Origin of the sequence: Pseudomonas sp. Lz4W, assembly GCF_000346225.2 — a bacterium.
GTDB classification, from domain to species: Bacteria; Pseudomonadota; Gammaproteobacteria; order Pseudomonadales; family Pseudomonadaceae; genus Aquipseudomonas; species Aquipseudomonas paraversuta.
Genome location: NZ_CP017432.1, coordinates 1 through 24,816 on the forward strand (window position 1 = coordinate 1; position 24,816 = coordinate 24,816).

Annotated in this window: 20 protein-coding genes; 10 read left to right on the forward strand and 10 right to left on the reverse strand. The window is 58.5% G+C overall.

Features of this window, described 5'->3' with window-relative positions; all coding sequences use genetic code 11:
- Nucleotides 1-563: 563 nt before the first annotated feature.
- From dnaA to B195_RS00030, 6 genes are all read left to right on the forward strand, one after another.
- A complete protein-coding gene (gene dnaA / locus B195_RS00005; RefSeq protein WP_003437978.1) occupies nucleotides 564-2,072 on the forward strand; it encodes a chromosomal replication initiator protein DnaA in 1,509 nt (502 codons plus the stop codon).
- A gap of 38 nt (nucleotides 2,073-2,110) precedes the next feature.
- The gene (gene dnaN, locus B195_RS00010) at nucleotides 2,111-3,214 is read left to right on the forward strand and encodes a DNA polymerase III subunit beta (protein ID WP_003437977.1); all 1,104 of its coding nucleotides are present in this window, start codon (nucleotides 2,111-2,113) and stop codon (nucleotides 3,212-3,214) included.
- A gap of 21 nt (nucleotides 3,215-3,235) precedes the next feature.
- On the forward strand, nucleotides 3,236-4,339 hold the full coding sequence (recF, locus tag B195_RS00015) for a DNA replication/repair protein RecF (protein WP_003437976.1): 1,104 nt from the start codon (nucleotides 3,236-3,238) through the stop codon (nucleotides 4,337-4,339).
- 5 nt (nucleotides 4,340-4,344) lie between these two features.
- Nucleotides 4,345-6,762 (forward strand): DNA topoisomerase (ATP-hydrolyzing) subunit B, encoded by a 2,418-nt coding sequence (gene gyrB / locus B195_RS00020; protein ID WP_003437974.1) that lies wholly within the window; start codon nucleotides 4,345-4,347, stop codon nucleotides 6,760-6,762.
- Nucleotides 6,763-7,106: 344 nt separating this feature from the next.
- Nucleotides 7,107-8,762 (forward strand): GMC family oxidoreductase, encoded by a 1,656-nt coding sequence (locus tag B195_RS00025; RefSeq protein WP_003437973.1) that lies wholly within the window; start codon nucleotides 7,107-7,109, stop codon nucleotides 8,760-8,762.
- 95 nt (nucleotides 8,763-8,857) lie between these two features.
- Nucleotides 8,858-10,480: an MFS transporter gene (locus tag B195_RS00030; protein ID WP_003437971.1), complete on the forward strand. Its 1,623-nt coding sequence runs from the start codon at nucleotides 8,858-8,860 to the stop codon at nucleotides 10,478-10,480.
- A 232-nt stretch (nucleotides 10,481-10,712) separates the two neighbouring features.
- Here B195_RS00030 and B195_RS00035 read toward each other — a convergent pair whose 3' ends face one another.
- The 4 genes from B195_RS00035 to glyQ all read right to left on the reverse strand — a co-directional run bounded on the left by B195_RS00035 (nucleotide 10,713) and on the right by glyQ (nucleotide 15,122).
- Complete coding sequence (locus B195_RS00035; RefSeq protein ID WP_003437968.1) at nucleotides 10,713-11,495, reverse strand: 1-acyl-sn-glycerol-3-phosphate acyltransferase; 783 nt, start codon at nucleotides 11,493-11,495, stop codon at nucleotides 10,713-10,715.
- Between the two features lie 77 nt (nucleotides 11,496-11,572).
- Complete coding sequence (gmhB, locus tag B195_RS00040; protein ID WP_029612713.1) at nucleotides 11,573-12,109, reverse strand: D-glycero-beta-D-manno-heptose 1,7-bisphosphate 7-phosphatase; 537 nt, start codon at nucleotides 12,107-12,109, stop codon at nucleotides 11,573-11,575.
- An 8-nt stretch (nucleotides 12,110-12,117) separates the two neighbouring features.
- The gene (glyS, locus tag B195_RS00045) at nucleotides 12,118-14,172 is read right to left on the reverse strand and encodes a glycine--tRNA ligase subunit beta (RefSeq protein ID WP_003437966.1); all 2,055 of its coding nucleotides are present in this window, start codon (nucleotides 14,170-14,172) and stop codon (nucleotides 12,118-12,120) included.
- Complete coding sequence (gene glyQ, locus B195_RS00050) at nucleotides 14,169-15,122, reverse strand: glycine--tRNA ligase subunit alpha (RefSeq protein ID WP_003437964.1); 954 nt, start codon at nucleotides 15,120-15,122, stop codon at nucleotides 14,169-14,171. Before glyQ ends, glyS begins: the two co-directional genes overlap by 4 nt.
- An 81-nt stretch (nucleotides 15,123-15,203) precedes the next feature.
- On the opposite strand from glyQ, the gene B195_RS00055 reads away from it, so the two are divergent.
- Together B195_RS00055 and B195_RS00060 are read left to right on the forward strand one after the other, a co-directional pair.
- Nucleotides 15,204-15,761, forward strand: coding sequence for a DNA-3-methyladenine glycosylase I (locus B195_RS00055; protein WP_003437962.1), 558 nt, complete (start codon nucleotides 15,204-15,206; stop codon nucleotides 15,759-15,761).
- 76 nt (nucleotides 15,762-15,837) lie between these two features.
- On the forward strand, nucleotides 15,838-16,725 hold the full coding sequence (locus tag B195_RS00060; protein ID WP_003437960.1) for a lysophospholipid acyltransferase: 888 nt from the start codon (nucleotides 15,838-15,840) through the stop codon (nucleotides 16,723-16,725).
- Nucleotides 16,726-16,805: 80 nt separating this feature from the next.
- On the opposite strand, the gene B195_RS00065 is transcribed toward B195_RS00060, so the two are convergent.
- From B195_RS00065 to def, 5 genes are all read right to left on the reverse strand, one after another.
- Entirely contained in the window at nucleotides 16,806-17,117 is a 312-nt protein-coding gene (locus B195_RS00065; protein WP_003437958.1) for a hypothetical protein, read from the reverse strand.
- A gap of 10 nt (nucleotides 17,118-17,127) precedes the next feature.
- A complete protein-coding gene (trkA, locus tag B195_RS00070; RefSeq protein ID WP_003437955.1) occupies nucleotides 17,128-18,504 on the reverse strand; it encodes a Trk system potassium transporter TrkA in 1,377 nt (458 codons plus the stop codon).
- 19 nt (nucleotides 18,505-18,523) lie between these two features.
- Nucleotides 18,524-19,834, reverse strand: a complete 1,311-nt coding sequence (gene rsmB / locus B195_RS00075) for a 16S rRNA (cytosine(967)-C(5))-methyltransferase RsmB (RefSeq protein ID WP_003437953.1) — start codon at nucleotides 19,832-19,834, stop codon at nucleotides 18,524-18,526.
- Nucleotides 19,831-20,790 (reverse strand): methionyl-tRNA formyltransferase, encoded by a 960-nt coding sequence (gene fmt, locus B195_RS00080; RefSeq protein ID WP_003437951.1) that lies wholly within the window; start codon nucleotides 20,788-20,790, stop codon nucleotides 19,831-19,833. The genes rsmB and fmt overlap by 4 nt, the downstream gene beginning before the upstream one ends.
- Before the next feature lie 211 nt (nucleotides 20,791-21,001).
- Nucleotides 21,002-21,508 carry a peptide deformylase gene (gene def / locus B195_RS00085; RefSeq protein ID WP_003437949.1) on the reverse strand — a complete coding sequence of 169 codons (507 nt, stop codon included), beginning with the start codon at nucleotides 21,506-21,508 and terminating at the stop codon, nucleotides 21,002-21,004.
- Nucleotides 21,509-21,904: 396 nt separating this feature from the next.
- On the opposite strand from def, the gene dprA reads away from it, so the two are divergent.
- Nucleotides 21,905-23,002 (forward strand): DNA-processing protein DprA, encoded by a 1,098-nt coding sequence (gene dprA, locus B195_RS00090; protein ID WP_037001082.1) that lies wholly within the window; start codon nucleotides 21,905-21,907, stop codon nucleotides 23,000-23,002.
- A gap of 35 nt (nucleotides 23,003-23,037) precedes the next feature.
- Entirely contained in the window at nucleotides 23,038-23,595 is a 558-nt protein-coding gene (locus B195_RS00095) for an L-threonylcarbamoyladenylate synthase (RefSeq protein WP_003437945.1), read from the forward strand.
- Between the two features lie 150 nt (nucleotides 23,596-23,745).
- On the opposite strand, the gene B195_RS00100 is transcribed toward B195_RS00095, so the two are convergent.
- The gene (locus tag B195_RS00100) at nucleotides 23,746-24,723 is read right to left on the reverse strand and encodes an NADPH:quinone reductase (protein WP_003437943.1); all 978 of its coding nucleotides are present in this window, start codon (nucleotides 24,721-24,723) and stop codon (nucleotides 23,746-23,748) included.
- Nucleotides 24,724-24,816: the final 93 nt, after the last annotated feature.

The following is a 24,816-nucleotide window of genomic DNA, read 5'->3' on the forward strand; positions in this document are numbered from 1 at the left end:
GTCGTGCTACCTGGTTCGTCCACAACGGGCCGGAATGGCCCCCGTTTTAAGAGACCGGCGATTCTAGAGAAAGCAAGCCGATAGGTCAATTTCCAACCAACGTTTACTGCTAAATAGATGTTTGGCCTTTTGCACAGCCCATTCACCAGCCAACTATAAAAATAAAGAAACGAAGTATTTAAAGCTCTTTTATAAAGCTTATTAAACTTAGGGAAGCCATCTTCTGTGGATAACTCGCTCTAGGCTAGATAAATCAACGTTCTCAGAGGATGACAACACTGTCGAGAAGCCGTGCTCTGCCTGTGCTGCACCTTCGGATAAGCTGTGCACGAAAGGGCTATTTATCCACAGGCCAGTTATGCACAGAGTTTCGACCCCACTTGTGCAACGAGCTTAGGCCCGCTTATCCACAGACCTTATGCACATACCATTTGTCGCTTTGTTCACAGCCAAAAGGCGAATCTCCCCTTATAGGCAGGCAACCTACATGTGGATAAGTGGGCGAGTGCTCGCTACAATGGCGCCTGTTTTTGCCTCACCGGCTTTCAACTTAGGGGATATCCGTGTCAGTGGAACTTTGGCAGCAGTGCGTAGAGCTTTTGCGCGATGAACTGCCTGCCCAGCAATTCAACACCTGGATCCGTCCACTACAGGTCGAAGCCGAAGGCGACGAGTTGCGTGTGTATGCACCCAACCGCTTTGTTCTCGACTGGGTCAACGAGAAGTATCTGAGCCGTTTGCTCGAACTGTTGAATGAGCACAGCAATGGCATGGCGCCTGCGTTGTCCTTATTAATAGGCAGCAAACGCAGTTCAGCTCCTCGTGCAGCACCCAATGCGCCGCTGGCGGCCGCGGCTTCTCAACAAGCCCCGGCCCCGGCGAGCGCACCGACTGCCTCGGCTCCTGCGTCAGCGCCCGCACCTAAACAGTCGGCTCAAGCAAGCGAAGAACCTTCGCGTGCCAGCTTCGACCCGATGGCGGGTGCCAGTTCGCAACAGGCGCCTGTACGCGCCGAGCAGCGAACTGTTCAGGTTGAAGGTGCGCTCAAGCACACCAGCTACCTGAACCGCACCTTTACCTTCGAAAACTTCGTAGAAGGCAAGTCCAACCAACTGGCCCGCGCTGCGGCGTGGCAGGTGGCGGATAACCCCAAGCACGGTTACAACCCGCTCTTCCTTTATGGCGGCGTTGGCCTGGGTAAGACTCACTTGATGCACGCGGTGGGTAACCACCTGCTGAAGAAGAACCCGAATGCCAAGGTCGTGTACCTGCATTCCGAGCGTTTTGTAGCTGACATGGTCAAGGCCTTGCAGCTCAACGCAATCAACGAATTCAAGCGCTTCTACCGTTCGGTGGACGCCTTGCTGATCGATGATATTCAGTTCTTCGCACGCAAAGAGCGCTCGCAAGAAGAGTTCTTCCATACCTTCAACGCCCTGCTTGAAGGCGGCCAGCAAGTCATCCTCACCAGTGACCGTTATCCGAAAGAAATTGAAGGTCTTGAAGAGCGTCTCAAGTCGCGCTTCGGCTGGGGTCTGACGGTTGCTGTTGAACCGCCGGAGCTTGAGACCCGGGTCGCGATCCTGATGAAGAAAGCCGATCAGGCCAAGGTCGACCTGCCTCACGACGCAGCGTTCTTCATTGCCCAGCGCATTCGTTCCAACGTGCGTGAGCTCGAAGGTGCGCTCAAGCGTGTCATCGCTCACTCGCACTTTATGGGCCGTGACATCACCATCGAGCTGATTCGCGAATCCCTTAAAGACCTGCTGGCGCTACAGGACAAACTGGTCTCTGTGGATAACATCCAGCGCACAGTGGCCGAGTACTACAAGATCAAGATTTCGGACCTGCTGTCCAAGCGCCGTTCGCGCTCGGTGGCGCGACCACGTCAGGTCGCCATGGCACTGTCCAAAGAACTGACCAACCACAGTCTGCCGGAAATCGGTGACGTGTTTGGCGGTCGCGATCACACCACGGTCTTGCACGCATGCCGCAAGATCAACGAACTCAAGGAATCCGACGCGGACATCCGCGAGGACTACAAGAACCTGCTGCGAACTCTGACAACCTGATGACACCAGCGCAGCTTATTAAGGCAAGGGACTAGACCATGCATTTCACCATTCAACGCGAAGCCCTGTTGAAACCCCTGCAACTGGTCGCAGGCGTTGTTGAACGCCGCCAGACCTTGCCGGTATTGTCCAACGTGCTGTTGGTTGTCGATGGCCAGCAACTGTCGCTGACCGGTACCGACCTTGAAGTCGAGCTGGTCGGTCGGGTACAGCTGGAAGAGCCGGCTGAGCCAGGCGAAATCACCGTGCCTGCTCGCAAGCTGATGGATATCTGCAAAAGCTTGCCCAACGATGCCCTGATCGACATCAAGCTCGACGACAACAAGCTGGTGGTCAAGGCCGGGCGTAGCCGCTTTACGTTGTCCACCTTGCCAGCCAACGATTTCCCGACTGTGGAAGAAGGCCCGGGTTCGCTGACCTGCAACTTGCAGCAAAGCAAACTGCGACGCCTGATCGAGCGCACCAGCTTCGCGATGGCCCAGCAGGACGTGCGTTACTACCTCAACGGCATGCTGCTGGAAGTATCGGCCGGCATCATCCGTGCCGTGGCCACTGACGGTCACCGTCTGGCCATGTGCTCGATGAAAGCCGATATCGGCCAGCCGGACCGTCACCAGGTGATTGTCCCGCGCAAGGGTATCCTTGAGCTGGCGCGCTTGCTGACCGAACCGGATGGTGAAGTCAGCATCGTTCTGGGTGCTCACCACATCCGTGCCACCACCGGCGAGTTCACCTTCACCTCCAAGCTGGTAGACGGCAAGTTCCCGGACTACGAGCGTGTGCTGCCCAAAGGCGGTGACAAGATCGTGATTGGTGATCGCCAGGCACTGCGTGAAGCGTTCAGCCGTACCGCGATCCTGTCCAACGAGAAATACCGTGGTATCCGCCTGCAACTGGCCAATGGCCAGCTAAAGATTCAGGCCAATAACCCGGAACAGGAAGAAGCGGAAGAAGAAGTGGGCGTTGACTACAACGGCGGTTCGCTGGAAATCGGCTTTAACGTAAGCTATCTGCTGGACGTGCTGGGCGTAATGACCACTGAACAAGTGCGACTGATCCTGTCTGACTCCAACAGCAGTGCCCTGGTGCAAGAGTCTGACAACGACGACTCGGCCTACGTTGTTATGCCGATGCGCCTGTAACTTATGCACAGCCCAAGCTAGATGTCCCTCAGTCGTGTCACAGTCACCGCGGTGCGTAACCTGCACCCGGTGACCTTCTCCCCTTCCCCCCGCATCAATATCTTGTACGGCGCCAACGGCAGCGGAAAAACCAGCGTGCTTGAAGCCATTCACTTGTTGGGGCTGGCGCGTTCGTTTCGAAGCGTGCGGCTCAATCCGGTAATTGCCCACGAGCAACAGAGCTGTACAGTTTTTGGCCAGGTCGAGCTGGCTGAGGGCGGGCACAGCGCGCTGGGTATCTCCCGGGACCGGCAAGGGGAGTTTCAAATTCGGATCGACGGCCAGAACGCACGCAGTGCGGCACAGCTGGCCGAGATCCTGCCGCTGCAATTGATCAACCCGGACAGCTTCCGCTTGCTGGAAGGCGCCCCCAAGATCCGCAGGCAGTTTCTCGATTGGGGTGTGTTCCATGTGGAACCGCGCTTCATGTCGACCTGGCAGCGGCTACAGAAGGCCCTGCGGCAGCGGAACTCATGGCTGCGGCATGGTACACTCGACGCCGTTTCACAAGCGGCCTGGGACCGGGAACTGTGCCTGGCCAGTGCCGAAATTGATGAATACCGCCGCGCCTACATCAAAGCCTTGAAACCAGTCTTTGAGCAGACCTTAAGCGAGTTGCTACAACTCGAAGGCTTAACGCTGAGCTATTACCGTGGTTGGGACAAAGACCGTGAGCTGAGTGCCGTACTCGCCGCGTCCGTCCACCGGGACCAGCAAATGGGTCACACCCAGGCCGGACCACAACGTGCTGATTTGCGCCTTAAGTTGGGCTCAAACAACGCAGCAGAGATCCTGTCGCGGGGGCAGCAGAAGTTAGTGGTCTGTGCATTGCGTATTGCTCAAGGGCACTTGGTTAGCCAGGCCCGACGCGGCCAATGTATTTATCTGGTGGATGATTTGCCGTCCGAGCTGGACGAGCAGCATCGCAACGCCTTGTGTCGCTTGTTGGAAGACTTACGCTGCCAGGTATTTATTACCTGTGTAGATCACGAATTATTGAGGGAAGGCTGGCAGACGGAAACGCCAGTTGCCCTGTTCCACGTGGAACAGGGCTGTATCACCCAGACCCACGACCATCGGGAGTGAAGGCATTGAGCGAAGAAAACACGTACGACTCAACGAGCATTAAAGTGCTGAAAGGCCTTGATGCCGTACGCAAACGTCCCGGTATGTACATTGGTGACACCGACGATGGCAGCGGTCTGCACCACATGGTGTTCGAAGTAGTCGACAACTCCATCGACGAAGCGCTGGCTGGCCATTGCGACGACATCACCATCACCATCCACCCGGATGAATCCATCACCGTGCGCGACAACGGCCGCGGCATTCCGGTAGATGTGCATAAAGAAGAAGGCGTTTCTGCAGCCGAGGTCATCATGACCGTGCTGCACGCTGGCGGTAAATTCGATGACAACTCCTACAAAGTATCCGGCGGCCTGCACGGTGTAGGTGTGTCTGTTGTAAACGCCCTTTCCGAATTGCTGGTACTGACTGTACGTCGTAGCGGCAAAATCTGGGAACAGACCTACGTTCACGGCGTGCCTCAAGCTCCGATGGCTATCGTTGGCGAGAGCGAGACCACCGGCACCCAGATCCATTTCAAGCCGTCTGATCAGACCTTCAAAAATATCCACTTCAGCTGGGACATCCTGGCCAAGCGGATTCGTGAACTGTCCTTCCTGAACTCCGGTGTCGGCATCGTCCTCAAGGATGAGCGCAGCGGTAAAGAAGAGCTGTTCAAGTACGAAGGCGGTCTGCGTGCATTCGTCGATTACCTGAACACCAACAAGACTCCGGTCAACCAGGTGTTCCACTTCAGTGTTCAACGTGAAGACGGCATCGGCGTAGAAATCGCCCTGCAGTGGAACGACAGCTTCAACGAGAACCTGTTGTGCTTCACCAACAACATTCCGCAGCGCGATGGCGGTACGCACCTGGTGGGCTTCCGCTCTGCCCTGACGCGTAACCTCAACACTTACATCGAAGCAGAAGGTCTGGCCAAAAAGCACAAGGTCGCCACCACCGGTGATGACGCCCGTGAAGGCCTGACCGCGATCATCTCGGTGAAAGTGCCGGATCCGAAGTTCAGCTCCCAGACCAAAGACAAGCTGGTTTCTTCTGAAGTGAAGACCGCTGTTGAACAGGAAATGGGCCGCTTCTTCTCCGACTTCCTGCTGGAAAACCCGAACGAAGCCAAGCTGATCGTCGGCAAGATGATCGACGCGGCACGTGCCCGTGAAGCAGCACGTAAAGCCCGTGAGATGACCCGTCGTAAAGGCGCGCTCGACATCGCAGGCTTGCCGGGCAAACTGGCCGACTGCCAGGAAAAAGATCCGGCGCTGTCCGAACTGTACCTCGTGGAAGGTGACTCTGCTGGCGGTTCCGCCAAGCAGGGACGTAACCGCCGTACCCAAGCGATCCTGCCGTTGAAAGGCAAGATTCTTAACGTTGAGAAAGCGCGTTTCGACAAGATGATCTCTTCGCAAGAAGTGGGCACCTTGATCACTGCACTGGGTTGCGGTATTGGCCGCGACGAGTACAACATCGAAAAACTGCGTTATCACAACATCATCATCATGACCGATGCTGACGTCGACGGTTCCCACATCCGTACCCTGCTGCTGACCTTCTTCTTCCGTCAGCTGCCGGAACTGATCGAGCGTGGCTACATCTACATCGCTCAGCCGCCGTTGTACAAAGTGAAAAAGGGCAAGCAAGAGCAATACATCAAAGACGACGAGGCCATGGAAGAGTACATGACCCAGTCGGCCCTTGAAGATGCGAGCCTGCACTTGAACGAAGATGCCCCTGGCATCTCCGGAGAAGCGCTGGAGCGTCTGGTACACGACTTCCGCATGGTAATGAAGACGCTCAAGCGTTTGTCGCGCCTGTACCCACAGGAGCTGACCGAGCACTTCATCTACCTGCCGGCCGTTACCCTCGAGCAGTTGGGTGACCACGCTGCCATGCAGGAGTGGATGGTGAAATACGAAGCCCGCCTGCGTCTGGTCGAGAAGTCGGGTCTGGTCTACAAGGCCAGCCTGCGCGAAGATCGCGAGCGTAATGTCTGGTTGCCGGAAGTCGAACTGATCTCCCACGGCCACTCGACCTTCATCACCTTCAACCGAGACTTCTTCGGCAGCAACGACTACAAAACCGTTGTGACCCTGGGCGCTCAACTCAGCACTCTGCTGGACGAAGGCGCTTACATCCAGCGTGGCGAGCGCAAAAAAGCCGTGACCGAGTTCAAGGAAGCACTGGACTGGTTGATGGCCGAAAGCACCAAGCGTCATACCATCCAGCGCTACAAAGGTCTGGGTGAAATGAACCCGGATCAGCTCTGGGAAACCACGATGGACCCAAGCGTGCGTCGCATGCTGAAAGTCACCATCGAAGACGCGGTCGGTGCCGACCAGATCTTCAACACCTTGATGGGCGACGCCGTAGAACCGCGCCGTGAATTCATCGAGAGCAACGCACTGGCAGTGTCCAACCTGGACTTCTGATGGTGTAGCGAGCAGTACAAAAAAAGCCAACGCTAAGCGTTGGCTTTTTTTATGGGAAAAAATCCTGTGGCGCCAATAACAGTCCATGCTCAGTTACACAAAATTCCAGCAAACATCCCCACTACCCGCTGCCTTACAGATTTGTGCAAGGTGCATCGGGTGCTGATCCAGTCGCTGGGTTGCAGCGACTTTTGCGGGTCATGCAGTTGGGGATGCGCAATACCCGTCCCGGCACTTTTGAGGGGGCAGTGCAAAAACGCACAAGCCATGGGCGAAATCACGCGTTTCAAACTCGGAATTAATCAATACGATGGTGCAGGACAAGAACAATAAAAAGGTGATGCATGACATCAGCCAGCAAGGTGTACGACTTTATCGTGGTGGGCGCCGGACCTGCGGGTTCAGTGCTGGCGAATCGGCTGTCTGCCGATCCCCGTCATAGCGTGCTGCTGCTCGAAGCGGGCGGTCAGGATAACTACCCGTGGATTCACATCCCCGTGGGCTACCTCTATTGCATTGGTAACCCGCGTACCGACTGGTGCTTCAAAACCGAGGCCCAGGCCGGTTTGCAAGGCCGCAGCCTGAGTTATCCACGGGGCAAGGTGCTGGGTGGCAGTTCGTCGATCAACGGCATGATTTATATGCGTGGCCAGTCGAGCGATTACGACCGCTGGGCCGAGCTGGGCAATTCGGGCTGGGCCTGGAAAGACGTACTGCCGCTGTTCAAACGCAGTGAAAAACACTTTGCCGGCAACTCGGATTTGCACAGTGCTGACGGCGAGTGGCGGGTCGAGCAACAGCGCTACTCGTGGCCGATTCTGGATGCGTTCCGTGATGCCGCCGAGCAAAGCGGCATTGCCACCGTTGACGATTTCAACGGCGGCGACAATCAGGGCTGTGGATATTTTCAGGTTAACCAGCGGGCCGGTGTGCGCTGGAATGCTTCCAAGGCATTTTTACGGCCAGTACTCAAACGGCCTAACCTGACCGTATTGACCGATGTGCAGGTCGAAAAAGTCGTACTTGATCAAGGTCGCGCCACCCGGGTCAACGCCCGCAGGCAAGGTATCGAACAGGCCTTTACCGCCCGTCGCGAAATCATCCTGTGTGCCGGCTCCATTGGTTCTCCGGGCATCTTGCAGCGCTCGGGCATCGGCCCTCGCCCGCTCCTGGAAAGCCTGGGGATAACTGTGCAGCACGAACTGCCCGGCGTCGGCGGTAACCTGCAGGACCACCTGCAACTGCGTCTGATCTTCAAACTGACCAGGGCGCGCACCCTTAACCAGGTGGCCAATAGCCTGTGGGGCAAGATCGGCATGGGCCTGCGATATGCATACGACCGCAGTGGTCCACTGGCCATGGCACCGAGTCAATTGGGGGCTTTCGTCAAATCCGCTGCGGATCAACCTTCGGCCAACCTGCAATACCATGTGCAGCCGCTGTCCCTTGAGCGTTTTGGCGAGCCGCTGCACAGCTTCCCGGCTTTCACCGCTTCGGTGTGCAACTTGCGCCCCAAAAGCCGTGGCCGGGTTGATATCCGCTCGGCCAACCCGGACGACGCGCCGCTTATCGATCCCAATTACCTGAGCCACCCCGATGATCTAAAGGTCGCGGCAGATGCCATTCGCATGACCCGCCGCATCGTGGCCAGCCCTGCCCTGCAAGTCTTTTCACCCGAGGAATACCTCCCGGGCCTGGCGTTGCAGACCGAGCAGGAGCTCTATGAGGCTGCCGCGCGCATCGGCACCACGATCTTTCACCCGGTGGGCACTTGTCGCATGGGGCAGGACGCAGACGCGGTGGTCGATGCCGAGCTGCGGGTACACGGGGTGCCAGGCTTAAGGGTGGCAGACGCGTCGATCATGCCCCTCATCGTTTCAGGCAATACCTGCTCACCAACCTTGATGATTGGCGAAAAGGCCGCGCAGCTGATTCTTGCGGCGCCTGTTCACACACGAGAAACAGAAAACACCCGCACACAAGCAGCACCGGTCGCCTGAATGCGATCGTGGTTTCGGACGCAGTCATCCGCAACCGACAGTGGACAACAACAATAATCACTGTGGCCCCATTCATGGGGCTGAGGGCATTGCACATGTCAGACTCAATTGCACAACAGGCTGTTTCTGCCAAGGGAACAACCGGCCGTGAAGAACGAAAGATCATTTTTGCGTCATCCCTCGGGACGGTTTTCGAGTGGTATGACTTTTTCTTGTATGGCGCTTTGGCGACCGTTCTCAGCAAACAGTTTTTTGCCGGGGTCAACGACACCACAGCGTTCATTTTTGCCTTGATGGCCTTCGCCGCCGGCTTTCTGGTGAGACCCTTCGGTGCATTGGTATTTGGCCGGTTGGGCGACATGATCGGGCGTAAATACACCTTCCTCATGACCATCATTCTGATGGGTTTATCGACCTTTGCCGTGGGGCTGCTACCCACTTACACCAGCATCGGCATTGCGGCACCGATCATGCTCGTGCTGTTACGCATGCTCCAGGGGCTGGCGTTGGGCGGTGAATACGGCGGCGCGGCGACCTACGTGGCGGAGCACGCAGCGCCCGGCAAACGCGGTTTCAATACCAGCTGGATTCAATCAACTGCCACCCTGGGGCTGCTGCTGTCGCTGGTGGTGGTACTGAGCTGCCGCTACCTGACCGGTGACCAGTTTGAAGTCTGGGGCTGGCGCCTGCCGTTCCTGTTGTCCATCGTGCTGCTGGGCATCTCGACCTGGATCCGCATGAGCATGCATGAGTCCCCGGCCTTCGTAAAAATGAAGGCTGAAGGTAAAACCAGTAAATCGCCGATCCGGGAATCGTTCGGCAAGTGGGAAAACCTCAAGATCGTGCTGATTGCACTGTTCGGCATCAACGCCGGCCAGGCCGTGACCTTTTACACGGCACAGTTTTACGTACTGTTCTTCCTTACCCAGATGCTCAAGATGGACCCGGCCCAGGCCAATATGCTGCTCATCATCAGTGTGGTTATCGGCGCCCCGTTCTTTATCTTTTTCGGCTGGCTGTCGGACCGCGTAGGTCGTAAACCCATTCTGATGCTCGGGCTATTGCTGGCCACGGTGCTGTATTTCCCGCTGTTCAAAGGCCTGAGCCACTATGCCAACCCGCAAATCGATACGGCCAGCCGTCAGTCGCCGATTGTAGTGATGGCTGACCCGGCAACCTGCACCTTCCAGTTCGATCCGGTGGGTAAGGCGCGTTTTGACAGCCCCTGTGACAAGGTCAAGACCTTCCTGGTCAAACAGGGCCTGCCTTACACCTCCCAGGCCGTGGCGCCGGGCACTGATGTCCAGGTGTCGGTGGGTGAGACGCAGATCAAAGGCTTTGACGAAGCGGCCATGCGCGCTGCGATCAACGAAGCGGGCTACCCCGCCAAGGCAGATCCGAGTGCGGTCAACCAGCCGATGGTGGTGCTGATGATGGTTCTGCTGACGCTCATCGCAACCATGACCTACGGCCCACTGGCTGCAGTGATGGTGGAACTGTTCCCGACCCGGATCCGCTACACCTCCATGTCCCTGCCGTATCACATTGGCAATGGCTGGTTCGGCGGCTTTTTGCCCACCGTCTCCTTTGCCCTGGTGGTCTACACCGGGGATATCTTCTACGGGCTGTGGTACCCGGTGGTGATCACCGGGGTCAGCCTGGTAGTGGGCATGCTCTGCCTGAAGGAAACCCGAAACGTGGATATCGACAAGATATAAACGGCGATTACCCTGCAGGAGCGACGCTCGATTGCTTGCGAGCCCTTGAAAAGCTCGCTCCTACACAGGACAGGTATATGTCAGGCACAAAAAAACCGGCTAATCAGCCGGTTTTTTTAGTGCCTGGAAAAACTTATGCACGTTTTTCATTGAAAAGTCATGCCGCGAAATAAGTATATAAATCATTAAGTTACGGATGTTTTATGAAGATAATCCAAAACTTGTGCACAAGTTATCCACAATTCGCCTGGTCTGTGGTTGCAGTGGGTGCCGTCACCGGTGGCAGTGAACCCATTTCGCGCTGAGTGCTCTCGTTCCAGGCTTGCACCCGGTCATTGAGCTCTGCAATTGCCCGGGGCCCAGTGCCATTGGCGTACATCGGTTCGCCAATCACCAGCTCAATGGTGCCGGGTTTTTTCGCCCAGCCTGTCTTGGGCCAGTATTTGCCGGCATTGTGGGCTATCGGCAATACCGGCAACTCGGCGTTTACGGCCAGTGCGGTACCGCCTCGGGAAAACTTGCCCACCTGACCGAATGGCACACGTGTGCCTTCCGGAAAGATCAGCACCCAAATGTTGTCCTTGAGCAGCTCGTCGCCCTTTTTGGCGATGTGCTTGAGCGCCGCCTTGGGGTTGTCGCGGTCAATGGCAATCGGGCGCAGCATCGCCATCGCCCAGCCAAAGAACGGTACATACAGCAGCTCGCGCTTGAGTACCTGACTCAACGGCTGAAAGTAGGCCGAGAGAAAAAACGTCTCCCAGGTACTTTGATGGTTGGCCAGGATCACGCAAGGCTGTTGCGGAATATTTTCAGCACCCTTCACTTCAACCTGAATGTTAAGAAACACCCGGGTCAGCCACAGAGCGCAGCGGCACCAGTACACGTTAATAAACCGGTAACGCGCACGAAACGGCAGGAACGGGGCGACAAAAAAGCTCAGTGAGCACCACAGCAGGGCGCTGGTGCCCAGCAGCAGGTAAAAGAAGAAGGTTCTGATGGCCTGCAGTATCGACATAGCGACTTTTACCGTTGCGGATAAAGCACCGCTTAACCGGCCTGCACGAAGGGTTCAGGCGGGTGTTCGGGGGTGCTTTATTTGTGGATAAGTTCTGCGGCAACTGCCGCCAGATCGTCAAATATTAGGGTATTGACCGGTAACTTCTTGGCCAAAGTCAGCAGGCCTTTTCCGGTCTTTACCAAAACTGGCTGAGAATCGACGGCTTGTGCGGCCTGCAAGTCACCCAAACTGTCGCCGACAAACCAACATTCGGCCAAATCAGCACCGTAATGCTCGGCAATGGTCTGCAACATGCCCGGTTTTGGCTTGCGGCAAGCGCAACCCTCGTCGGGGCCGTGAGGGCAGTAAACAATCAAGCCGACCTCGCCACCCTGCTCGGCCACGAGCGCCCGTAAACGCTCATGCATGGCCTCCAGGGTCGCGACGCTGTAGTAGCCGCGGGCAATGCCGGACTGGTTGGTCGCGACCGCGACGGTCCAGCCCGACTTGCTCAACTGCGCAATGGCCTCGATCGCGCCAGGGAGCGGGAGCCACTCCTCGACAGACTTGATGTAAGCGTCGGAGTCATAATTGATCACTCCGTCCCGATCGAGAATCAGCAGTTTCAACAGTAAACCCCTTAGCCCAGCAGCGAAATGTCGGCAACGCCCAGGAACAGACCGCGCAAGCGCGCCAGCAGTGCATAGCGGTTAGCCCGCACACTCGGGTCTTCAGCGTTGATCATGACCGCTTCAAAGAACGCATCCACAGGCTCGCGCAACGATGCCAGACGTGTCAGCGCTTCGTTGTACTGGCGGGCAGCTGCCATTGGCTGTACTGCTTCGTCGGCTTTCTGGATGGCCGAGAACAGCGAGAACTCACTGGCATTATCGAAATAACGCGCCTCGACATGGGTCGAAACCGTGCCTTCAACTTTGCTCAGCAGGTTCGATACGCGCTTGTTCACCGCGGCCAGGGCGGCGGCTTCCGGCAATTGACGGAAGGCCTGTACTGCTTGCACACGCTGATCGAAATCCAGTGCCGAGGTCGGGTTCAACGCACGTACCGAAAGGTAAGTGGCGACGTCCACGCCTTCATCTTCGTAACGCGCACGCAGGCGGTCGAAGATGAACTCCAGCACCTGGTCAGCCAGGCCGGCCGACTTGATCTTGGCGCCGAATGCGCTGACAGCGAAGTTCACCGCTTCGGTCAGGTCGAGGTCGAGTTTCTTGTCGATCAGTATCCGCAAGATACCCAGCGCTGCACGACGCAGTGCATAGGGGTCTTTGCTACCGGTAGGCAGCATGCCGATGCCGAAAATACCGACCAGGGTGTCGAGCTTGTCAGCAATGGCCACTGCCGCGCCGGTCAGGGTACCCGGCAACTCGGCGCCAGCACCGCGTGGCATGTACTGTTCGTTCAATGCCAGCGCAACATCCTGCGGCTCGCCATCGTTGAGGGCGTAGTAGTAACCGGCAATGCCTTGCATCTCCGGGAACTCGCCGACCATTTCAGTGGCCAGGTCGCACTTGGACAGCAGGCCGGCACGGGCTGCGCGCTGTGCGTCGCCACCAATGCGCGGAGCAATCAACGCTGCCAGCTTGGAAACCCGCACCGCCTTGTCGTAAACGCTGCCCAGCTGCGCCTGGAACACTACGTTTTGCAGGCGCAGGTTGAAGCTTTCCAGAGTCTGCTTCTTGTCTTGCTTGAAGAAAAACTCGGCGTCGGTCAGGCGCGGGCGAACCACTTTCTCGTTACCCGAGACGATCTGCTGCGGGTCTTTGCTCTCGATGTTGGCCACAGTAATGAAACGCGGCAGCAACTTGCCATCAACGTCCAGCAGGCAGAAATACTTCTGGTTGTCCTGCATGGTGGTGATCAGGGCTTCTTGCGGCACATCGAGGAAGCGCTCTTCGAAAGAGCACACCAGCGGTACCGGCCATTCAACCAGCGCGGTCACTTCGTCCAGCAGGGCTGGCGGCACGATTGCGGTACCTTCCTGCATGGTTGCCAGTTCGGCCACACGCTTGGAAATCAACTCGCGACGCTCGTTGAAATCCGCCAGCACGTGGGCTTGGCGCAGGTCTTCGAGGTAGTTGGCCGGAGCGCTGATGCGCACACTTTCCGGGTGGTGGAAGCGGTGACCACGGGAGTCGCGACCGGATTTCTGAGCCAGGATCGTGCAGTCGATGACTTCATCGCCCAGCAACATCACCAGCCATTGGGTCGGACGCACGAACTCGACCTTGCGGGCACCCCAGCGCATGCGCTTGGGAATAGGCAGATCGTTCAGCGAGTCTTCAACGATGGTCGGCAGCAGGCTGGCGGTCGGCTTGCCGACGATGACCTGGCTGAAACGCAGTTTTGGACCGCTCTGATCGATTTCGCTCAGTTCAACGCCACATTTCTTGGCAAACCCGAGGGCCGCCTGGGTCGGGTTACCTTCAGCATCGAAGGCGGCCTGGCGTGGCGGGCCGTCGATGTTGATGCTGCGATCCGGTTGCTGGGTTTCGAGCTGAGTCAGCAGCACGGCCAGACGACGGGGCGCGGCGTAAACTTTTTTCGCGCTGAATTTCAAACCTGCGCTTTGCAGGCCTTTTTCAATCCCGGCCAGGAAAGCTTCGGCCAGGGTATTCAGGGCTTTTGGCGGCAGTTCTTCAGTGCCCAGTTCAACCAGAAAATCTTGAGCACTCATTGTGCAGCCTCCAACTTAGCCAACACTTCATCACGCAAATCAGGTGGAGCCATCGGGAAGCCGAGCTTGGCGCGGGCTTCGAGATACGCCTGGGCCACCGAGCGCGCCAGGGTCCGCACACGCAAGATGTACTGCTGGCGTGCAGTGACCGAAATGGCCCGGCGCGCATCCAGCAGGTTGAACGTGTGGGATGCCTTGAGCACCATCTCGTAGCTTGGCAGCGGCAGCGGTTGATCGAGCTCGATCAGACGCTTGGCTTCGCTTTCATAGAAATCGAACAGTTCGAACAGTTTGTCGACGTTGGCGTGTTCGAAGTTGTAAGTCGATTGCTCGACTTCGTTCTGGTGGAACACGTCGCCGTAGGTCACTTTGCCGAACGGGCCGTCAGTCCATACCAGGTCGTAGACTGAATCCACACCCTGCAGGTACATCGCCAGACGCTCGAGGCCGTAGGTGATTTCGCCGGTTACCGGGTAGCACTCGATGCCGCCTACTTGCTGGAAGTAAGTGAACTGCGTGACTTCCATGCCGTTGAGCCAGATTTCCCAGCCCAGACCCCAGGCGCCCAGTGTCGGCGATTCCCAGTTGTCTTCCACGAAACGAATGTCGTGCACCAGCGGATCCAGGCCGATGTGCTTCAGCGAGCCCAGGTACAGCTCCTGAAAATTAGGCGGATTGGGCTTGAGTACTACCTGGAACTGGTAGTAATGCTGCAGACGGTTCGGGTTTTCGCCGTAGCGGCCGTCAGTCGGACGACGACTGGGCTGCACATAAGCGGCGTTCCAGGTTTCCGGGCCCAGAGAGCGCAGAAACGTGGCGGTATGGAATGTGCCGGCGCCCACTTCCATATCGTAGGGCTGAAGCACCACACAACCTTGCTCGGCCCAGTATTGCTGGAGGGCGAGGATCAAGTCTTGGAAGGTACGCACTGCTGGCGTAGGCTGGCTCACAAATTCACCTGTTTCTTGGGCTGCGATTTAAAGAGCGGGAGTATACCCGATTCGGTCGCGCCTCCACCCCTTGGAGCCTATATGCCACGTTGTTTCTGGTGTCCAGAAGACCCGCTGTATGCGGCGTACCACGATCAAGAGTGGGGCGTGCCGTTGCGCGACGCGCATGGGCTCTTCGAGTTGTTATTGCTCGAAGGGTTCCAGGCCGGTTTGTCCTGGATCACTGTTCTGCGCAAACGCGAGCACTATCGCAAGGTCATGTTCGGCTTTGATGTGCAGCGTCTGGCAGCCATGACCGATGCCGAAATCGAGGCCTTGATGCTCGATCCCGGGATTATCCGTAACCGCCTGAAAATTACCGGGGCAAGGCGTAACGCCCGGGCCTGGCTGGCGCTGGATAACCCGGTCGAGTATCTATGGTCCTTTGTGGGCGGCAAACCGAAGATCAACCACTTCACTGAACGCCATGAGTTTCCGGCCGTCACCGCAGAGGCTGAAGCCATGAGCAAAGGGTTGAAAAAAGCCGGATTCACGTTCGTCGGACCGACCATTTGTTATGCCTTCATGCAGGCCAGTGGCATGGTCATGGATCACGCCACCACCTGTGACCGCTACGCTCAGCTGGCGAACGGCGGTTAGAATGCTGCCCAATACAGACCTACAGGAGCGAGCTTGCTCGCCCCTGCAGAAAACGTTTTTTTAAAGAGAAAACCCTGTGGAAAAGTTTAAAGGCGCCCTGCTGGTCGGGGCTCTGCGGTTATTCGCCATGCTCCCGTGGAGTGCGGTTCAACGGGTCGGCTCCGGTATCGGCTGGCTAATGTGGAAACTGCCCAATCGCTCGCGCGAGGTGGTGCGCATCAACCTGGCCAAATGCTTCCCCGAGATGGACCCGGTGGCCCGTGAACAACTGGTGGGACAAAGCCTCAAGGATATCGGCAAGAGCCTGACCGAGAGCGCTTGCGCCTGGATCTGGCCCGCCCAGCGTTCGATTGACCTGGTGCGTGAAGTCGAAGGCCTGGACGTGCTCAAGCAGGCCCTTGCCTCAGGTAAAGGTGTCGTCGGCATCACCAGCCACCTGGGCAACTGGGAAGTGCTCAACCACTTCTATTGCAGCCAGTGCAAGCCGATCATTTTCTACCGTCCGCCCAAGCTCAAGGCGGTAGACGAACTGTTGCGCAAGCAGCGCGTGCAGCTGGGCAACCGCGTGGCAGCGTCGACCAAAGAAGGCATTTTGAGTGTCATCAAGGAAGTGCGCAAAGGGGGGCAGGTAGGCATTCCGGCAGACCCGGAACCCGCTGAGTCGGCCGGTATTTTCGTGCCATTCCTCGGCACCATGGCCCTGACCAGCAAGTTCGTGCCGAACATGCTGGCGGGTGGCAAAGCGGTGGGGGTATTCCTGCACGCATTGCGCCTGCCGGACGGTTCGGGTTTCAAGGTGATTCTCGAGGCGGCCCCTGAAGCCATGTACAGCACCGACACTGAAACTTCGTGTGCAGCCATGAGTCAGGTGGTGGAGAAGTATGTACGGGCTTACCCGAGCCAGTACATGTGGAGCATGAAGCGCTTCAAAAAGCGTCCGCCTGGCGAGGCGCGCTGGTACTAGGGCGTTAGACCGCTGTATCTGTAGGAGCGAGCTGTGCGAAGGGCTCGCGAGCACGCTCGCTCCTACGCAGATCAGTGGTGTTAAAGCTGTTTATCCAGCTTCTTCAAAAACACGGTCATTTCTTTCTCGGCCTGTTTGTCGCCATGGGCACGGGCTGCCTCAAGCCCCTGCTCCCACGCCGTGCGGGCCGCCCCGCGATCCCCTGCCGCCAGATGCGCCTTGCCCAGCAATTTCCAGGCCGCGGAATATTTGGGATCAAACTCCACACAGCGCTGTAAATGCTCCGCCGCCTTGAGGTTTTCCCCAAGGTCGAGATAACCCTTGCCCAGGCCGAAGCGCAGCAGTGAGTTATCCACACCCTTGGCCAGCATTTTTTCCAGTGATTCGAGCATCCGTGACTCCTTAGAAAAAACTCAGGCCCACGTGGAACAGCTTCTCCACGTCGCGAATATGCTTTTTATCCACAAGGAACAAAATCACGTGGTCGCCGGCATTGATCACAGTGGAGTCGTGGGCAATCAGCACTTCTTCGTCGCGAATGATTGCGCCGATCGTGGTGCCCGGCGGCAAGTGGATTTCGCCGATCCGGCGGCCAATCACTTTGCTCGACTTCGAATCACCGTGGGCAATCGCTTCGATGGCCTCCGCTGCGCCCCGGCGCAATGAGTGCACGCTGACAATGTCGCCACGCCGCACGTGGGCCAGCAAGGTGCCGATGGTCGCCAGTTGCGGGCTGATGGCGATGTCGATTTCACCGCCCTGGATCAGGTCCACGTAGGCCGGGTTGTTGATGATGGTCATCACCTTCTTCGCGCCCAGGCGTTTGGCCAGCAGCGAGGACATGATGTTGGCCTCGTCGTCGTTGGTCAGGGCCAAAAACAGGTCGGCATCGGCGATGTTCTCTTCGAGCATCAAGTCGCGATCCGAAGCGCTGCCCTGCAGGACTACGGTGTTGTCCAGGGTATCTGACAGATACCGGCAACGCGCCGGGTTCATCTCGATGATCTTGACCTGATAACGGTTTTCAATGGCTTCGGCCAGGCGTTCGCCGATCTGCCCGCCACCGGCAATCACAATGCGTTTGTAGCTTTCATCGAGGCGGCGCATTTCGCTCATCACTGCGCGAATGTTGGCCTTGGCGGCGATGAAAAACACTTCATCATCTGCCTCGATAACCGTGTCGCCCCGGGGCGTAATGGGACGGTCACGTCGGAAAATTGCCGCTACCCGCGTATCCACATTCGGCATGTGTTCGCGTAACTGGCGTAACTGCTGGCCGATCAGAGGGCCGCCGTAGTACGCCTTGACCGCCACCAGCTGGGCTTTGCCTTCGGCAAAGTCGATAACCTGCAAAGCGCCGGGGTGCTCGATCAGGCGCTTGATGTAGTTGGTCACCACTTGCTCGGGACTGATCAACACGTCCACCGGGATCGCGTCGTTATCGAACAGTTCGCCACCCCGTGTCAGATAGGCGGCTTCACGTACCCGGGCGATTTTGGTCGGGGTGTGAAACAGGGTGTAGGCCACCTGGCACGCCACCATGTTGGTTTCGTCACTGTTGGTCACTGCCACCAGCATGTCGGCATCATCGGCCCCGGCCTGACGCAGCACATTGGGCAGCGAGGCGCGGCCCTGAATAGTACGAATGTCGAGCCGGTCGCCCAGATCCCGCAGGCGATCGCCATCGGTATCGACCACGGTAATGTCGTTGGCTTCGCTGGCCAGATGCTCGGCCAGCGAGCCGCCGACCTGACCTGCGCCGAGGATGATGATTTTCATGCCGTCAGTCCTTTGTCGATTAGCCGCGGGCGGCTGCGATCTTGATCAGTTTGGCGTAATAGAAGCCATCGTGCCCGCCCTCCTGGGCCAGCAACTGGCGGCCATGGGGCTGCTTGATGCCGAACTGACCGGCGATATCCAGCTCCCGCGCACCCGGCGTACGGGCCAGGAACGCCTCGATCACCTCGGTGTTTTCGGTCGGCAACGTCGAGCAGGTGGCGTAGAGCAGGATGCCGCCGACTTCCAGGGTTGGCCACATCGCGTCCAGCAATTCACCTTGCAGGGTGGCGAGTGCGGCAATGTCGTCCGGTTGGCGGGTCAGCTTGATGTCCGGGTGACGACGAATCACCCCGGTCGCCGAGCACGGTGCATCGAGCAGAATGCGCTGGAAAGGCTTGCCGTCCCACCAGGTGGCGGTGTCACGGCCATCGGCAGCAATCAGTTCGGCGCTCAGGCCCAGACGCTCAAGGTTTTCCCGCACCCGTACCAGGCGCTTGGCTTCCAGATCCACCGCCACTACGCCGGCCAGTTCTGGCTCGACCTCAAGAATGTGGCAGGTCTTGCCGCCCGGGGCGCAGCAGGCATCGAGTACCCGTTGGCCCGGCGCCAGGTCCAGCAGGTCGGCGGCCAGTTGTGCGGCTTCGTCCTGCACGCTGATCCAGCCTTCGGCAAAGCCCGGCAGGTTGCGTACATCGCAGGGTTCAGCCAGCACAATGCCGTCCTGGCTGAACACGCAGGGCTGAGCTTCGATACCGCTCTCGACCAGCAGTTGCAGGTAGGCATCACGGGTTTTATGGCGCCGGTTGACCCGCAGAATCATTGGCGGATGCGCGTTGTTGGCGGCGCAAATGGCTTCCCATTGTTGCGGCCAGAAAGCTTTCAGGGATTTTTGCAGCCAGCGCGGGTGTGCGGTACGCACCACCGGGTCGTGCTCCAGCTCGGTCAGCAGGGCTTCGCTCTCGCGTTGTGCATTACGCAGCACGGCGTTGAGCAGGGCTTTGGCCCAGGGTTTTTTCAGCTTGTCAGCACAGCCCACGGTTTCGCCAATGGCGGCGTGGGCTGGAATGCGGGTGTACAGCAGTTGATACAGACCCACCAGCAGCAGCGCCTCGACATCGGCGTCGGCCGCCTTGAACGGCTTTTGCAGCAGCTTGTTGGCCAGCGCCGACAAGCGAGGCTGCCAGCGGGCGGTACCGAATGCCAGATCCTGGGTCAGGCCGCGATCACGGGCCTCAACCTTGTCCAGTTGCAGCGGCAACGAGCTGTTGAGTGATGCTTTGCCGTTCAGTACTGCAGTCAGTGCCTTGGCGGCGGCCAGACGAGGATTCATTGCGCGCTTTCCGTTTGACCGAGGGTAATGCCGACGGCGAATTTCTCACGGCGACTGTTGAAAAAATCGCTGAAGTTCAGCGCTTTGCCGCCGGGCAATTGCAGACGTGTCAGGCACAACGCGCCTTCACCGCAGCCGACGATCAGGCCGTCTTTACTCGCTGCGAGGATTTGTCCCGGTGCGCCCCGGGCGTCGGCGACAGTGGCGGCCAGTACTTTCAGAGCTTCGCCATTGAGTGTGCTGTGGCAAATCGGCCACGGATTGAAAGCCCGAACCAGACGCTCCAGCTCCACTGCCGGGCGGCTCCAGTCGATGCGCGCCTCATCTTTATTCAGCTTGTGGGCGTAGGTGGCCAGACTGTCGTCCTGCACTTCGCCTTGCAGCGTGCCTGCCGCCAGGCCTGCGATTGCTTCAATCACCGCAGGTGGGCCCAGTTCGGCCAGACGGTCGTGCAGGCTGCCACCTGTGTCTGCACCGGTGATCGGGGTGACGGTCTTGAGCAGCATCGGGCCGGTGTCCAGACCCGCCTCCATGCGCATCACGGTCACGCCGCTTTCGCTATCGCCGGCCTCGATGGCCCGCTGAATCGGCGCCGCCCCACGCCAGCGTGGCAGCAAGGAGGCATGGCTGTTGATACAGCCCAGGCGCGGAATATCCAGCACCACTTGCGGCAGGATCAGACCGTAGGCCACCACCACCAGCAAGTCGGGCTTGAGGGCTGCCAGCTCGGCTTGAGCCTCGGGAGCCCGCAGCGTGGGCGGCTGCATGACAGCGATGTGGTGTTCCAGCGCCAGTTGCTTGACCGGGCTCGGCATCAGCTTTTGCCCGCGCCCGGCCGGGCGATCCGGCTGGGTGTAGACCGCGACGATCTCGTAAGGGCTGTCGAGCAGCGCCTTGAGGTGTTCCGCGGCGAATTCCGGGGTGCCGGCAAATACGATGCGCAGTGGCTCAGTCATGAATTACTCACTTGGAATGGGGGGGCGGGAGTAATCCCGATAGATGCCTGTAGTCGCTGTCGAGGTACGAGGCTGCGATCAGGTTCGACGCAGCTCTCGTCAATCACTCAACTTCGGTATGCCAGGCACTTGGGAATAGCTGGCTTTACGGGCTCTGCCCGATCGCAGCCTTAGTGCCTGGGCAGCGACTACAGAATTGAGATAAGGACTATCAAGCGTTCTGGCGGTGCAGTTTTTCCAGCTTCTTCTTGATCCGGTCACGCTTGAGCGTAGACAGATAATCGACGAACAGCTTGCCATTGAGGTGGTCGCATTCGTGCTGGATGCACACGGCCAGCAGGCCTTCGGCGATCATTTCGAAAGGTTTGCCGTCACGGTCCAGCGCCTTGATTTTTACCCGCTGCGGGCGGTCAACGTTTTCGTAGTAACCCGGTACCGAGAGGCAGCCTTCCTGATACTGGCCCATCTCGTCGGTGAGCATTTCAAGCTCGGGGTTGATCAGCACCAGCGGTTCGCTGCGGTCTTCGCTCAGGTCCATGACGACAATGCGTTTATGCACGTTGACCTGAGTCGCGGCCAGGCCAATGCCCGGCGCCTCGTACATGGTTTCAAACATGTCATCGATCAACTGACGGACTTCGTCGTCCACAACCGCCACGGGTTTGGCGATGGTGCGCAGACGCGAGTCTGGGAATTCGAGGATGTTTAAAATAGCCATAAGTTTGATTGATGCACTGTGTGAAAGATTCAAAAACGGTTGTCAGGTGGTCCTGAGGACATCGGGCAACCTGTGCAAAACGTCTCCTTCAGAGATAGCCCGCTCGGGCTCTGGCGTTTCACGCGAACGCACATAATAAAGGGATTCAGCAACGGATGAAACGACTAGCTGCCGGGCTGCCCGCGACTGGCCCGGGCCAGGGTGTGTCGCAGTTTGAAACCTATGGCCGCCGGCTCTGCCAGTCACTTCACTAAAATTGGGTTTCCACGTGCTGTTTCAAGGGCAGACCGGCCGTTCAGGAGGGTCTTTCCGGGCGTTTTCCAAACAACTTGTCAACAGACTTATCCACAGGTTGTGCTGTCTTTGAAGGCGCTGAAACCGATCAAGGATGATCCCATGCCGCTGCCTGAAATTTCCCCTGCCGAACTCGAAGCCCGCCTGCGTTTACATCGTTTGCCCGAGGTCGGGCCCCGGCGTTTTTACACCCTGCTCAGTGCATTCGGTTCGGCCAGCTCGGCGCTGAGCGCGCCCGCCAGTGCCTGGTCCGCCCTGGGGTTGCCGGCGGGCTGTGCCCAGGCCAGGCGCAGCCCGCAAGTTCGTGACGGTGCCAGCGCTGCATTGCGCTGGCTTGAGAGCTCCAGCCAGCATGTGCTGCTGCACGACCGGGCAAATTATCCGGCCCTGTTGGGGGAACTCAGCGATGCGCCACCGTTGCTGTTCGTGGCGGGAGATCCGGGCATTCTGGAAAAACCGCAATTGGCGATGGTCGGTAGCCGACGTGCATCAAGGCCGGGTCTGGACACTGCTGCGGCCTTTTCCCGCTGTCTGGCCGGGGCCGGATTTGTGATTACCAGCGGGCTGGCGGCGGGCATCGATGCTGCTGCACATGAAGCGGCGCTGGGCATTGGCGGGCAGACTGTGGGGGTGTTGGGCACCGGCCTGGAAAAACTTTATCCACAGCGCCATCGCGCCCTGGCCGATGCGATGATTGCCAGTGGCAGCGCGGTGGTTTCGGAGTTCCCTCTGGACGCCGGGCCACTGCCGGCCAACTTCCCGCGCCGTAACCGCATTATCAGCGGCTTGTCGCTTGGGGTACTGGTGGTCGAGGCCAGTGTCGCCAGCGGTTCGCTGATCACTGCCCGGCTGGCCGCCGAACAGGGGCGTGAGGTCTACGCGATGCCGGGTTCTATCCACCATCCGGGCGCACGGGGCTGTCATCAACTGATTCGCGATGGCGCCACCCTGGTGGAAACCGTCGAGCACATTCTGGAGCAGCTGCGTGGCTGGCGCTCGATGCCGATTACCACTACGGATCAGCTCGCGTCAGTCTGTCATCCGTTAGTGCAATTGTTGCAGGCAGCGCCTCACACCAGCGAAGCCCTGGTCAGCGCCAGCGGTTGGGACTTGCCCCGATTGCTCGCCGCGTTGACCGAACTGGAGCTGGAGGGGCATGTGGTGCTGGAGGGGGGGCGTTGGTTTGCTCGCCCCAGCTAAGTACACTGCGCACAGCACATATCCGGAGACATTCAATGATCAGCACCTGGCGCGTCCAACAAGCGGCAAGAGCCATTCGCGCAGGCGCGGTGATCGCCTATCCAACCGAAGCTGTTTGGGGTTTGGGATGCGACCCGTGGGACGAAGAAGCAGTTGAGCGTTTGCTGGCTATCAAGTCGCGACCTGTGGATAAGGGCCTGATTCTGGTGGCCGACAACATTCATCAGTTCGACTTTCTGTTTGAGGATTTCCCGCAGAAATGGCTCGACCGCATGGCCAGTACCTGGCCGGGGCCCAATACCTGGCTGGTGCCGCATCAGGGCCTGTTGCCGCAATGGATCACCGGTGTGCACGACACCGTGGCCTTGCGAGTGAGCGATCACCCCCATGTGCGCGAATTGTGTTCGCTGGTGGGGCCGATCGTTTCGACTTCAGCCAACCCTGCGGGATTGCCTGCTGCGCGCACGCGGCTGAAGGTTGAGCAGTACTTTCGTGGGCAGGTCGACCATGTATTGGGCGGTAATCTGGGCGGACGGAAAAATCCGAGCCTGATCCGTGATTTGGCTACCGGCAAGGTCGTACGCCCGTCTTAACAAACCTGTAGCAGCGCCCCAGACTCTGTAGGAGCGAGCTTGCCTTGTAGGAGCGAGCTTGCTCGCGAGCTTTTCCTCGAAATCGCTAAAAGCTCGCGAGGCAAGCTCGCTCCTACAGATGGGAGCACGCTCCTACAGGGGGTGGGGGGATCAAGGCACCAGGATGGTCGACCCGGTGGTGCGACGTGCCGACAATTCGGTCTGCGCCTTGGCCGCGTCACTCAGCGCAAAACGCTGGCTGATGTCGATCTGGATTTTGCCACTGCGGATCATCCCGAACAGCTCATCGGCCATCGCTTGCAGCTTTTCAGGGCTGCTGGCGTAGCTCGCCAGGGTCGGGCGGGTCACGTACAGCGAGCCCTTCTGCGACAAGATCCCCAGGTTCACCCCGGTCACCGCGCCCGACGCATTGCCAAAACTGACCATCAGCCCCCGTGGTGCCAGGCAGTCGAGTGAGGTAAGCCAGGTGTCTTTGCCAACGCCGTCGTACACCACCGGGCATTTTTTGCCGTCGGTCAGTTCCAGCACCCGGCGGGCTACATCTTCATGGCTGTAGTCGATGGTTTCCCATGCGCCCAGTGCTTTGGCGTGGGCGGCCTTTTCTGCCGAGCTGACAGTGCCGATCAACTTCACGCCCAGTGCTTTTGCCCATTGGCAGGCAATCGACCCGACGCCACCCGCGGCGGCGTGGAACAGAATGGTTTCACCGCCTTTGAGTTCGTAGGTCTGGCGCAGCAAGTATTGGGTGGTCAGCCCTTTGAGCATTACGCCAGCGGCTTGCTCAAACGAAATGTCCTCAGGCAGCTTCACCACATTGGCGGCAGGCAATACATGCAAGTCGCTGTACGCGCCCAGCGGTCCGGTGCCGTAAGCCACACGATCGCCGACTTTAACGTTGTGCACTTCACTGCCTACCGCATCGACAATGCCTGCACCTTCATTGCCCAGCCCGGACGGCAGCTCGGGTAGCGGGTACAAGCCGTTTCTGTAATAGGTATCGATGAAGTTGAGGCCGATGGCCTGGTTGCGTACGCGCACTTGCAGCGGGCCCGGCTCTGCGGGCTGGTAGTCGACATACTCAAGTACTTCCGGTCCGCCGTGGTTCCGAAACTGGATACGCTTAGCCATCTGCACTGTCCTTGCTGAATTGACGAGGCCACTATCCAACGCTTAAGCGTGATCTTCGTCAACTGCGGTGAAGCTGGGTGCGGTGTTATGCTA

Excerpts from the sequence above, each read along its gene's own strand:
- fmt (WP_003437951.1), bottom strand. The coding sequence starts at position 20,790 with ATGACTGAGCCACTGCGCATCGTATTTGCCGGCACCCCGGAATTCGCC.
- def (WP_003437949.1), bottom strand. The coding sequence starts at position 21,508 with ATGGCTATTTTAAACATCCTCGAATTCCCAGACTCGCGTCTGCGCACC.
- glyS (WP_003437966.1), bottom strand. The coding sequence starts at position 14,172 with ATGAGTGCTCAAGATTTTCTGGTTGAACTGGGCACTGAAGAACTGCCG.
- dprA (WP_037001082.1), top strand. The coding sequence starts at position 21,905 with ATGCCGCTGCCTGAAATTTCCCCTGCCGAACTCGAAGCCCGCCTGCGT.
- B195_RS00030 (WP_003437971.1), top strand. The coding sequence starts at position 8,858 with ATGTCAGACTCAATTGCACAACAGGCTGTTTCTGCCAAGGGAACAACC.
- B195_RS00065 (WP_003437958.1), bottom strand. The coding sequence starts at position 17,117 with ATGCTCGAATCACTGGAAAAAATGCTGGCCAAGGGTGTGGATAACTCA.
- recF (WP_003437976.1), top strand. The coding sequence starts at position 3,236 with ATGTCCCTCAGTCGTGTCACAGTCACCGCGGTGCGTAACCTGCACCCG.
- B195_RS00100 (WP_003437943.1), bottom strand. The coding sequence starts at position 24,723 with ATGGCTAAGCGTATCCAGTTTCGGAACCACGGCGGACCGGAAGTACTT.
- B195_RS00025 (WP_003437973.1), top strand. The coding sequence starts at position 7,107 with ATGACATCAGCCAGCAAGGTGTACGACTTTATCGTGGTGGGCGCCGGA.
- rsmB (WP_003437953.1), bottom strand. The coding sequence starts at position 19,834 with ATGAATCCTCGTCTGGCCGCCGCCAAGGCACTGACTGCAGTACTGAAC.
- B195_RS00055 (WP_003437962.1), top strand. The coding sequence starts at position 15,204 with ATGCCACGTTGTTTCTGGTGTCCAGAAGACCCGCTGTATGCGGCGTAC.
- B195_RS00035 (WP_003437968.1), bottom strand. The coding sequence starts at position 11,495 with ATGTCGATACTGCAGGCCATCAGAACCTTCTTCTTTTACCTGCTGCTG.
- dnaN (WP_003437977.1), top strand. The coding sequence starts at position 2,111 with ATGCATTTCACCATTCAACGCGAAGCCCTGTTGAAACCCCTGCAACTG.
- B195_RS00095 (WP_003437945.1), top strand. The coding sequence starts at position 23,038 with ATGATCAGCACCTGGCGCGTCCAACAAGCGGCAAGAGCCATTCGCGCA.
- trkA (WP_003437955.1), bottom strand. The coding sequence starts at position 18,504 with ATGAAAATCATCATCCTCGGCGCAGGTCAGGTCGGCGGCTCGCTGGCC.